Below are 10,510 nucleotides of genomic sequence, written 5' to 3'. Positions count from 1 at the left end.
GACGCGCAGGGGAAGGAGGGCGTAGCGGGCGGCGCTGTCCCGCAGGCCGCCGCGTCGGTCGGTGTAAGTGGTGCGCGTGTCCGTACGAACGCCGTGAGTCATCGCTACCAGCCGCCTCTCACCGGGACATGGTCCACACTTCAAGAGACCATACGTATGTAAGAAAGCAGTCGCTCAACCCTGCGGGACCGTTTTTTCCGGCTTACGCGCGGCTTGGGCCCCCTGCGTCACGGACACCCCGAGTGTCCCTTGTGGGCGCTCTCACTCAGTGACGTCGACGGCATATCGGTTGGTCTCCACTCCGGCCGCGGTCACCACCTGGACGTCGACCCGGCCGGGTTCCACGTCCGCGGGCACGGGCACGGTCAGGACGGAGTCCGCGGGGTTGCTGAAGCCGCCCGTGACCGGAACCAGGGGCACATGGACGTTGACCGCGCCGATGCGGACCACCATCCGCGACAGCCGGTCGGCGTCCTGCGCCCCGGGCGGGACGAAGCCGGCGCCGCGGATCTCGATGTCGTCGCCGGTGCGGATCGGCGCGTCCAGGTCACCGGCCTCCCGGGCCCGGACCACCGAGAGGATCACCGGGCGGCCGCCCTCGGCGTACTTGCCCGCCAGGTAGGTCGCCGCCGAGACCAGCGCGAGGACGGCCAGCCCCCAGGGCAGGTCGGGGAGCCGGTCGGGGCGCCGGGCCAGCCGCACCGCGGCGAACACCAGGGCCACGGCGCTGATCACGACGTACTGGATGTCGGCGAAGGAGCCGCGTCCCGCGTCGTCGGTCAGCAGGTCGGCGCCGCGCGGCCGGTAGGCCCGTACCTTCTGCAGCCGCTGCCCGAGGACCCGAAGCGCGACCACGCGCCGCACCAGGACCGCGATCCCGCAGACCACGGCGAGCACGGTCGCCACGCCGGCGCCGTGGGCGAGGCCGAGCCCGTCGATCAGCGCGTCACGCTCGGCGTGGCCGGAGGCCACGGCGAGGCGGCCCGCGAGGACCAGCACCGCGTAGGCCGCGAACAGGACCCAGACGGCGGCGACCGCACGCGAGGTGGACAGCCGGTTGTCCTCGCCGATGACGGGGGCCAGGGCGCCGCCGCGCGCCCGGTGGAACCACGAGGCGGCCGTGAGCGCCCCGCCCACCACGACCGCCGCCAGCAGCCCCGCCGTGCGGGCGGCGGTCCAGCCCGCGCCGATGGCGGTCAGCGCCTGGACGAGGAGCAGCACGACGACGGCCGCACCCACCGCGAAGACCGTGCGCCGCCACAGCCGGGCGAGCCAGGCCTCACCCTCGGCCCGCCCGCGTTCGGCGACGAGTCCGGCGGACTGGGTCAGTTCCTCCGAGACCCACTGCCGGGAGGCGGACGCCGAGTGGGCGACGGCCGCCGGAAGGCCCTGTCCGGCGGCGAACTCGTCCCGTTTCAGAAGGAATTCTGCGACGGCGCGCCGATGCCCCGTGCGCGCCCCGTGCGGGCAGTCCCCGCAGGCGCAGCCGCCCGCGTGGACCCCCGCGCCCGCGCCGTCTCTCGCTTCCTGCACCGCCACGCCCGATGCCCGCCTTCCCCGGAGATCCCGCAGCAGCTCTGCGGACAACGCCCCTGCGCCGACAGCGAATTGTGCCCTACGCCACCCCACCCCCGTCGGCCCGGCCCGGTCAGCGCGGGTGAAGCCCCGACCGCCGTGTTGACCCGGCTGGATCCGCCGTGCCGCGGGGGTTCCGATCCGGGGCCGTGTCAGCTCAGCAGGTCGGGTTCGCCGCGGCTGATGTCCTGCCACAGGGGCTGGTAGTTGATCCACGCCACCAGGTCGCCGCCGAGCTGCTCACGGGTGGCCGTGGCCAGTTTGTGGTCGATCAGCACCGGGCGGCCCGCCGCGCGGGCGGTCAGCTGCACCTGGGCGGAGCGTTCCATGGACAGGAACCACCAGGCAGCCGCGTCGACCGAGTCGCCGACGGTGAGCAGCCCGTGGTTGCGCAGGACGAGCGCCTTGCGCGAGCCCAGCGCGCCGGCGATGCGCCGGCCCTCCTCCGCGTCGACGGCCACGCCGGTGTAGGCGTCGTAGAGGGCGTGGTCCTCGTAGAAGGCGCAGCTCTCCTGGGTGATGGGGTCCAGGAGTTCGCCGAGGGCGGCCAGGGCGCGGCCGTGGACCGAGTGGCAGTGGGCGACGGCGACGACGTCCGGGCGGGCGGCGTGCACCTGGGAGTGCACGGTGAACGCCGCCTGGTTGACGTGGTAGCGGCCCTCGACGACCTGGCCGTCCTGGTTGGCGAGCACGAGGTCGCTCACGGTGACGTGCTTGAAGGGCATCCCGAAGGGATTGACCCAGAAGCAGTCGCTGAACTCGGGGTCGCGGGCGGTGATGTGCCCGGAGACGCCGTCCTCGAAGCCGGACCGGCCGAAGATCCGCAGCGCGCCCGCGAGCCGCTCCTTGCGGTGCCGGCGTTCCTCCTCGACCGACTCGTGCATCGGCGGCATCGCGAAACGCAGCTTCTCGGTGGGCAGGGGCTGGGGCGGAGTGGGGCCGTGCATGGGTCCGTGGGTCCTCCGGCGCGGGATCGGGGGTACGGGCGGAAGTTACCCCCGGTCAGCGCAAAAGGGCAGTGGTCTTGAGCAAAGATGACGCACGCGGCGAATACACGACAGGGGTTGTCCGGTTTCCCCGTGACACTGGCCGTATGAGCACCCCTGGGAACTGGGCATCCTTCGCCGCCGACGCACCCGAGCTGGCGGCGACCGTCGAGCGGCGCTTCGGCGCCTTCCGCCACCACGTCCTCGCCACCCTCCGCAAGGACGGCTCGCCGCGCCTGTCCGGCCTCGAGGCCGACTTCCGCGACGGCGAGCTCTGGTTCGGCATGATGGAGAACTCTCTGAAGGCCCTCGACCTGCGCCGCGATCCGCGCTTCTCGCTCCAGGCGAACCCGGGCGAGGGGACGGGCATGGGGGGCGGCGACGTGCGGATCAGCGGGCTGGCGCACGAGGTGCGGGACACGAAGAAGGCCTGGTACGTGAAAGAGGTGGAACCGCCGCAGCCGTTCCACCTCTTCCGCACCGAGCTGACCGAGGTCGTGCGGACCTTCGTCGAGGACGACGCGTATCTGGTCGTCCAGATCTGGAAGCCCGGTGAGCCCCTGCGCACGGTCAAGCGCGAGTAGGGGTGCTCAGGCCGCCCGGATCACTCCCACTCGATGGTGCCCGGCGGCTTGGAGGTCACGTCCAGCACTACGCGGTTGACGTCCCGCACCTCGTTGGTGATCCGGGTGGAGATCTTCGCCAGCACCTCGTAGGGCAGCCGGGACCAGTCGGCGGTCATGGCGTCCTCGGAGGACACCGGGCGCAGCACGATCGGGTGGCCGTAGGTGCGGCCGTCGCCCTGGACGCCGACGCTGCGGACGTCCGCGAGCAGGACCACCGGGCACTGCCAGATCTGCCGGTCGAGGCCGGCCGCGGTCAGCTCCTCGCGGGCGATGGCGTCGGCCTCGCGCAGCAGGTCCAGGCGCTCCCGGGTGACCTCGCCGACGATGCGGATGCCGAGGCCGGGGCCGGGGAAGGGCTGGCGCTGGACGATCTCCTCGGGCAGGCCGAGCTCCTGGCCGACCATGCGGACCTCGTCCTTGAACAGCTTGCGCAGCGGCTCGATCAGCTTGAACTCGAGGTCCTCGGGCAGCCCGCCCACGTTGTGGTGCGACTTGATGTTGGCGGTGCCGGTGCCGCCGCCGGACTCGACGACGTCCGGGTAGAGGGTGCCCTGGACCAGGAACTCCACCGCGGGACCCTCGTCGGCGATGATCTCCGCCTGGGCCTGCTCGAAGACCCGGATGAACTCGCGGCCGATGATCTTCCGCTTCTCCTCGGGGTCCGAGACGCCCTTGAGCGCGGTGAGGAAGCGCTCGCCGGCGTCCACGACCTTCAGCTGGACGCCGGTCGCGGCCACGAAGTCCTTCTCGACCTGCTCGGTCTCGCCCTTGCGCATCAGACCGTGGTCGACGTAGACGCAGGTCAGCTGGGAGCCGATGGCCTTCTGCACCAGGGCGGCGGCGACGGCGGAGTCCACGCCGCCGGACAGGCCGCAGATCGCCCGCTTGTCGCCGACCAGTTCGCGGATCGCGGCGACCTGCTCGTCGATCACGTTGCCCGTGGTCCAGTCGGGCTCCAGGCCCGCGCCGCGGTAGAGGAAGTGCTCCAGCACCTGCTGGCCGTGCGTGGAGTGCATGACCTCGGGGTGGTACTGGACGCCGTAGAGCTTCTTCTCGTCGTTCTCGAAAGCGGCGACCGGGACGACGTCCGTGGAGGCCGTGACGGTGAAGCCCGCGGGGGCGGCGGAGCAGGCGTCGCCGTGGGACATCCACACCGACTGCTCGGCCGGGGTGCCCTCGAAGAGGGTGGAGGACGCCCTGGAGACGTGCAGCGGCGTACCGCCGTACTCGCGGGCGCCGCTGTTGTCGACGGTGCCGCCGAGGGCCTGCGCCATCAGCTGGAAGCCGTAGCACATGCCGAAGACGGGGACACCGGCCTCGAAGATCTCGCGGTCCAGGCGCGGGGCGCCCTCCTCGTAGACCGAGGACGGGCCGCCGGAGAGGATGATCGCCGCCGGGTTCTTGGCGAGCATCTCCGCGACCGGCATGGTGCTCGGCACGATCTCGCTGTAGACCCGGGCCTCGCGGACGCGACGGGCGATGAGCTGGGCGTACTGCGCGCCGAAGTCGACGACCAGGACGGTGTCGGTGGCTGCGGGGTTCGCTGATGACACGGGTTGCCTTCCGGCGGTGAGCGAGGAGGTGTGTGCCCCCGAGTCTACCGGCCCCGACGGCGGCATCCCGGCGCGAGGCCGAGCCCCGGCCCGACCCCGGCCGACCGGCCCAGGTCCGGGACCACGAGGATCCCCCGCCGCTCCGGTCTCACGATGCGGGCCTCGGCTTGGACCACCCACGGGTGGCGCGGCATACTGGGCGCATGTTCACGCACGCGTCCTTCCTCTTTACCTATGGCAACCGGCCCGTCGGCTGCCATGGTCGTGCTGCTTGAGCAACTGACAAGCGACTTCCCAGGCGCCCCGGGCCGACAAGGCCCGGGGCGTCTGGCGTTTTCCGGGTCCTGCCGCTCCGGGGCACCCCGTCCGACGAGGAGCCCCCGAATGACCGCCACCGACATCACCGGCGCCCGCACCCCCGAGGCCGCCGGCGTGATCACCGGCGCACGTGAGCGCATCGACGCGCTCGACGACCGGATCATCGGCCTGATCCAGGAACGGATGGCCGTGTCCGCCGTCGTCCAGGAGGCGCGGATCGCCTCCGGCGGCCGGCGGGTGAACCTCTCCCGCGAGATGGAGATCCTCGGCCGCTACAGCGAGGCTCTCGGCAGGCCGGGTACGCCGCTGGCGATGACGCTGCTCGAGCTGTGCCGGGGTCGCGTCTGAGTTCGGGCGGCCTCTCACCCGTACGGCACGTGACCGCCGTGCGAACCGGGTCGTTGGTCGGGGTGTCCGCGCCAGCCAGGGGCGGCCCGAAAGAACCACGCGTGGCTCTCCGGGGCGATGAGGCGTGCGGATCGTGCCGTGTGCCGTGGGACCTCGCTCCGGGGAGTGACCGGACGGCAGGGGACAGCAGCCCGGTCACCCAACTGGCGGCCGGCTCCGGGGACGCCCGGGGCCGGCCGGCGGAAGAAGCCCCCGCTCCCCCCCGAGGCCCGGCGGCCCAGGCCCCCGCGGCGCCCTCCGCATGTGCAAGGCCCTCCGCATGTGCAGAGCCCCTCGCACGTGCTGGACCGGCGGCACCGCCGTCCACACGAGCCCACCGGAAATGTGACTCAGGCCACACCCGTTTCCCCGTCTCCCGGCACAACCATTCACAGGCGGGAAGGGTCACATCAGCAACAAGGAGGACCTGCGTCAGGAGGGGGACGCAGGTCCTCTCTTTTCTTTCCGCCGCTTTCCCCGCTTTCTCAGCCCGCCGCTACTTCTTCGGCGGCACCGCCGGCATGCCGAGGAACGGCAGCCGCAGCGCGCCGAAGGCCTCGGCCGGGACCACCGGATCGCGCGGCTCCACCGGCTTCAGCCGCTCGTAGGCCGTGCCCTGCCGCGGACGCGGGTCGCTCTCGCCCTTGTTGGGCCAGTACGACATCGCCCGCTCGGCCTGCGCCGTGATCGTCAGGGACGGGTTGACCCCCAGGTTCGCCGAGACCGCGGACCCGTCGACGACCGAGATGCCGGGGTGCCCGTGGAGGCGGTGGTACGGGTCGATGACGCCCGTCTCGCTCGAGGCGCCGATCGGGCAGCCGCCGAGGAAGTGGGCGGTGAGCGGGGTGCCCATCAGCTCGCCCACGTTGGAGCCGGCGAAGCCGTTGATCTCGGCGGCGAGCGCGGTGGCGCCCTCGGTGGCGGCCCTGATCTGCTTGGGGTTGGGCGAGCCGTGGCCCTGGCGGGCGGTGAGCAGGCCCTTGCCGACGCCGTCCGGCTTCAGGTACGTGGTCAGGGAGTTGTCCAGGGACTGCATGACCAGGCCGATGATGGTCCGCTCCGACCAGCGGCGGTTCGACAGCGACCGCAGCACCAGCAGCGGGTGGCGCGCGGCGTTGCGCAGCCAGGCGGCGGCCCGCGAGGAGCCCTCGGCGTAGGGGACCTGGAGGATGGACAGGCCGCCCATCGAGTTGGAGCCCTTGCCGTAGCGGACCGGCTCGATGTGGGTGTTCGCGTCGGGGTGGATGGAGGACGTGATGGCGACCCCGCGCGTGAAGTCGGCCCGCGCCTCGCCGGTCGCCTTGCGGTAGCGCCGGTTGTCGGTCTGGGCACCCACCAGCGCCTCGGAGTTGGTGCGGGTCAGCTCGCCCAGCCGGGGCGAGAGGTGGGGCAGTCGGCCGCTCGCCTTCATGCGGTGCAGCAGGGTCTGGGTGCCGTAGGTGCCGGCGGCGAGGACGACGCGGCGGGCCGTGAAGAGCCGGCCCGCGCCCTTCTTCTTGTTGTCGGTGGGCAGCGTGGCCACCGCGTAGCCGCCGCGCGAGTCGTCGGTGACGGAGACGACCGTGGTCATGGGGTGCACGACCGCGCCCGCCTTCTCGGCGAGGTACAGGTAGTTCTCGTTCAGCGTGTTCTTCGCGCCGTGCCGGCAGCCGGTCATGCACTCGCCGCACTCGGTGCACGCCTTGCGGTCCGGTCCCGCGCCGCCGAAGTAGGGGTCGGCGACCTGCTCGCCGGGGTTCGCCCGCGCCTTGCCGTCGGCGTCCTCGCCGTCCCCGAAGAACACCCCGACCGGCGCCATGTGGAAGGTGTCGCCCACGCCCATCCGCTCGGCCGCCGCCTTCAGGTGCACGTCGGACGGCGTCATCGTCGGATTGAGCCGCACGCCGAGCATGCGCCTGGCCTGGTCGTAGTACGGGCCCAGCTCCTCCTGCCAGTCGGTGATGTCCCGCCACTGGGGGTCCTCGAAGAAGGCCTTCGGCGGTACGTAGAGGGTGTTGGCGTAGTTGAGCGAGCCGCCGCCCACGCCCGCGCCGGCCAGCACCATGACGTTGCCCAGCAGATGGATGCGCTGGATGCCGTACATGCCGAGCTTCGGGGCCCACAGGTAGTTCCTGAGGTCCCAGGAGTTCTTCGGCAGGGTCTCGCGGGTGAAGCGACGGCCGGCCTCCAGGACGCCGACGCGGTAGCCCTTCTCGGTCAGGCGGAGTGCGGAGACGGACCCGCCGAACCCCGATCCCACGACGATGACGTCGTAGTCGTACCCGCCCTCGTCGTACCCGTCGTCGTTCCCGTCCTGGTCCCGGGTCTGGACGGACTTCTCCTGCGACACGTGCTCTCCTCTTCGAGAACGGGGGGGTGGCTGGGGCTAGCGGAAGCGGAACGCCTTCATCAGCTTCAGGCTGCGGCTCATGAAGGCCGCGTACTTCTCGTCGTCCATGCCGAGCGACGGCGCCATGGGCAGCAGCCGCTGGTGGGCGACGGTCTGGGCCTCGGTGTACTTGAGGATGCCCTCGGAGCCGTGCCGGCGGCCGAGACCGGAGTCCTTCATCCCGCCCATCGGGGACTGGACGCTGCCGTAGGCGGGCGCGTAGCCCTCGTTGACGTTGACCGTGCCGGTGCGCAGCCGGGCGGCGATCTCGCGGCCGCGCCGGGCGTCCTTCGTCCACACCGAGGAGTTCAGGCCGTACGGCGTGGAGTTGGCGCGCTCGACGGCCTCGTCGTCGGTGGCGAAGCGGTAGACGGAGACGACCGGTCCGAAGGTCTCCTCGGTGCACACGGACATGGGCGCCTCGACGCCGTCGAGGATCGTCGGCTCGAAGAAGTACGGCCCGGCGTCCGGGCGGGCGACCCCGCCGGCCACCACCTTGGCGCCCTTGGCGACGGCCTCCTCCACGTGCCGGGTGACCGTCTTCAGCTGGCGTTCGCCGACGAGCGAGCCCATGTCGGCGCCGTAGGCGAGGGCGGTGCCCAGGCGCATGGCCCTCGTTCGGGCGGCGAAGCGCTCGAGGAAGGCGTCCGCGACCGCCTCGTGGACGTAGAGCCGCTCGATGGAGATGCACAGCTGGCCGGCGGAGGAGAAGCAGGCGCGGACCGCGCCCGCCGCCGCCTTGTCGAGGTCGGCGTCCTCGAGGACCAGCATGGCGTTCTTGCCGCCGAGTTCGAGGGAGACGCCGACCAGCCGGGCGGCCGCGCCCTGGGCGACCTCGCGGCCGGTGCGGGTGGAGCCGGTGAAGGAGACGTAGTCGGCGTGCTTGACGACCTCGGGGCCGACGACCGGGCCGTCGCCGATGACGACCTGGAAGACCTCGGCGGGCAGCCCGGCCTCGATCAGCAGGTCGCGCGCCCACAGCGCGGTCAGGCAGGTCTCGGTGTCGGGCTTCATCACGACCGCGTTGCCCGCGACGAACGCGGGGAGCGCGTCGCCGACGGACAGCTCCAGCGGGTAGTTCCAGGGCGCGATCTGGCCGACGACACCGCGCGGGTGGCGCAGTTCGGTGACCCGGGTCAGGGTCGGCATCGCGCCGGCGTGCCGCTTGGGGCGCAGATAGGCGGCGGCGCGGCGGCCGTAGTGGCGGGCGGCGATCGCGACGGCCTGCACCTCCTCGTGCGCGTGCAGCCGGGCCTTGCCGGTCTCCAGCTGGATCAGGTCGAGCACCTCGGCCTGGCGCTCCAGCACCAGGTCGTGGAAGCGCAGCAGGACCGCGGCGCGCTGCCGTACGGGGACCCGGGCCCACACGTCCTGGGCGGCGCGGGCCCGTTCGAAGGCCAGGGCCACGTCCTCGGGCGTGGACTCGGGCAGGTCGGCGAGCTTCTCGCCGGTGAACGGCGTGTGGTTGGCGGTCCGGCCGGAGCCGACGACGCCCTTGGTGAGCCGGGCGACCAGCTCGGGGGTCACCACGTCGGCGGCGGTGCGGGCGCCCGCGGGGGCGGGAGCCAGGGGATTGGTGCCGGTCTTGGCCGGGGCCTCAGCGTCCGTCATGAGGCGCAGGGTATGCCGCGCCGGGGCCTTTGTGTACCCGTCGGTAATGGGGATTCACCGAGTGTCCACACGACGCCAGTGATGACTGGCAACGAATGCCCTGATCAGGGCGTTGTGGCAGCGTGCCGCCCCCGCCGCGGGAAACTCGCCGGCGGCTACGACTTGTCCAGGGCGAGGTTGGCGATCGCCGTGCGGGCCACCTCTCGGCCGCGGGCCACGAAGTCGCCCTTGGCCGGGTAGCCGACGGTGAGCTTGTACATGTCGCCGCCGGTCGTCTTGTAGTAGAAGATCCGCAGCTCGCGCGGCAGCGGGTTGCGGCTGTCGTTGGTGGTGTAGGTGACGGTGTTCTCGGCGGCCTTCCTGCCGTGGAACGTGGCCTCCAGAGGCTGGGTCCTCGGACCGGCCGGCATGCCGAGGTCGTAGTCGCCGGACTGCTTGAAGGCGCCGTTGTCCGCGTACATCTGTGCGGCCGCGCTGTCCTGGATGGAGTGGCCGGTGTCCTCGGACCTGCGCACCAGGTTCAGCCCGACCGAGATGCTCCCGCTCCAGTCGCTGTAGGACACCCAGTGGCTCTTGTCCGTCTTCCGGTCCGGGTAGGAGGCCTGGTAGCCGTCGGGCACCGCGAGCGTCGCGGCCACGTCCTGCTCGTGGTGGGTGCTCCAGCCGCCCGGCAGCGGGCCCGCGAACGGGTGCGCGACCAGGACGTACGCCGTCACCGCCGCGGCGACCGCCACCGCGCCGAGCCCGAACCAGGTCCGCCGTCCGGGCCGGAAACCGCGGCGCTCCTCGCTCTCGTACCGCGCCACCTGGGTGGGCGCGGGGGCGGGCGGGGCCGCGGCCGCCTCGAGCAGGGCGCGGACCCGGGCCGCGTCCGGGCGGTGCGCCGGGTCCTTGTGCAGCAGGCCGGTGATCACCTCGGCGAGCGGGCCGGAGGCGGCCGCCGGCGGGGCGGGGACGGCGTTGAGGACCGACTGCAGGGTGGCCGGGGTGTTGCTGCGGCGGAACGGGGAGACCCCCTCGGTGGCCGCGTACAGGACCACGCCGAGGGACCACAGGTCGCTCGCCGGTCCGGGGCGCTGCCCCAGC

7 protein-coding genes and 1 pseudogene are annotated in these 10,510 nt (G+C 72.4%); 2 read left to right on the top strand and 6 right to left on the bottom strand.

Annotated features, from left to right (window positions below):
* Nucleotides 1–261 precede the first annotated feature (261 nt).
* Both IE249_RS04650 and IE249_RS04645 read right to left on the bottom strand, forming a co-directional pair.
* Entirely contained in the window at nucleotides 262–1,539 is a 1,278-nt protein-coding gene (locus tag IE249_RS04650) for a hypothetical protein (protein ID WP_189703457.1), read from the bottom strand.
* Nucleotides 1,540–1,727: 188 nt separating this feature from the next.
* Complete coding sequence (locus IE249_RS04645) at nucleotides 1,728–2,522, bottom strand: class II aldolase/adducin family protein (protein WP_189703456.1); 795 nt, start codon at nucleotides 2,520–2,522, stop codon at nucleotides 1,728–1,730.
* Nucleotides 2,523–2,668: 146 nt separating this feature from the next.
* Between IE249_RS04645 and IE249_RS04640 the strand changes: the two genes are divergently transcribed.
* The gene (locus tag IE249_RS04640; protein ID WP_189703455.1) at nucleotides 2,669–3,145 is read left to right on the top strand and encodes a pyridoxamine 5'-phosphate oxidase family protein; all 477 of its coding nucleotides are present in this window, start codon (nucleotides 2,669–2,671) and stop codon (nucleotides 3,143–3,145) included.
* Between the two features lie 20 nt (nucleotides 3,146–3,165).
* On the opposite strand, the gene guaA is transcribed toward IE249_RS04640, so the two are convergent.
* Entirely contained in the window at nucleotides 3,166–4,740 is a 1,575-nt protein-coding gene (gene guaA, locus IE249_RS04635; protein WP_189703454.1) for a glutamine-hydrolyzing GMP synthase, read from the bottom strand.
* A gap of 384 nt (nucleotides 4,741–5,124) precedes the next feature.
* Between guaA and IE249_RS04630 the strand changes: the two genes are divergently transcribed.
* Nucleotides 5,125–5,406: a chorismate mutase gene (locus IE249_RS04630; RefSeq protein WP_189703453.1), complete on the top strand. Its 282-nt coding sequence runs from the start codon at nucleotides 5,125–5,127 to the stop codon at nucleotides 5,404–5,406.
* A gap of 535 nt (nucleotides 5,407–5,941) precedes the next feature.
* Here the strand turns inward: IE249_RS04630 and IE249_RS04625 are convergent.
* The 3 genes and pseudogenes from IE249_RS04625 to IE249_RS36180 form a co-directional block, all read right to left on the bottom strand.
* Nucleotides 5,942–7,774: a GMC oxidoreductase gene (locus IE249_RS04625; RefSeq protein WP_308434307.1), complete on the bottom strand. Its 1,833-nt coding sequence runs from the start codon at nucleotides 7,772–7,774 to the stop codon at nucleotides 5,942–5,944.
* A 36-nt stretch (nucleotides 7,775–7,810) separates the two neighbouring features.
* Entirely contained in the window at nucleotides 7,811–9,424 is a 1,614-nt protein-coding gene (locus tag IE249_RS04620; protein WP_189703452.1) for a succinic semialdehyde dehydrogenase, read from the bottom strand.
* 155 nt (nucleotides 9,425–9,579) lie between these two features.
* A pseudogene (locus IE249_RS36180) lies at nucleotides 9,580–10,510 on the bottom strand (serine/threonine protein kinase); the annotation flags it as partial.

It is taken from the genome of Streptomyces anandii JCM 4720, from assembly GCF_014650655.1.
GTDB lineage: Bacteria > Actinomycetota > Actinomycetes > Streptomycetales > Streptomycetaceae > Streptomyces > Streptomyces anandii.
The sequence above is the reverse complement of the archived record's forward strand: the minus strand, read 5'-3'. Positions and strand labels throughout refer to the sequence as shown.

Bases quoted from the DNA above. Each gene is read 5' to 3' on its own strand.
- IE249_RS04645 (WP_189703456.1), bottom strand. From the start codon at position 2,522: ATGCACGGCCCCACTCCGCCCCAGCCCCTGCCCACCGAGAAGCTGCGT.
- IE249_RS04640 (WP_189703455.1), top strand. From the start codon at position 2,669: ATGAGCACCCCTGGGAACTGGGCATCCTTCGCCGCCGACGCACCCGAG.
- IE249_RS04630 (WP_189703453.1), top strand. From the start codon at position 5,125: ATGACCGCCACCGACATCACCGGCGCCCGCACCCCCGAGGCCGCCGGC.
- IE249_RS04620 (WP_189703452.1), bottom strand. From the start codon at position 9,424: ATGACGGACGCTGAGGCCCCGGCCAAGACCGGCACCAATCCCCTGGCT.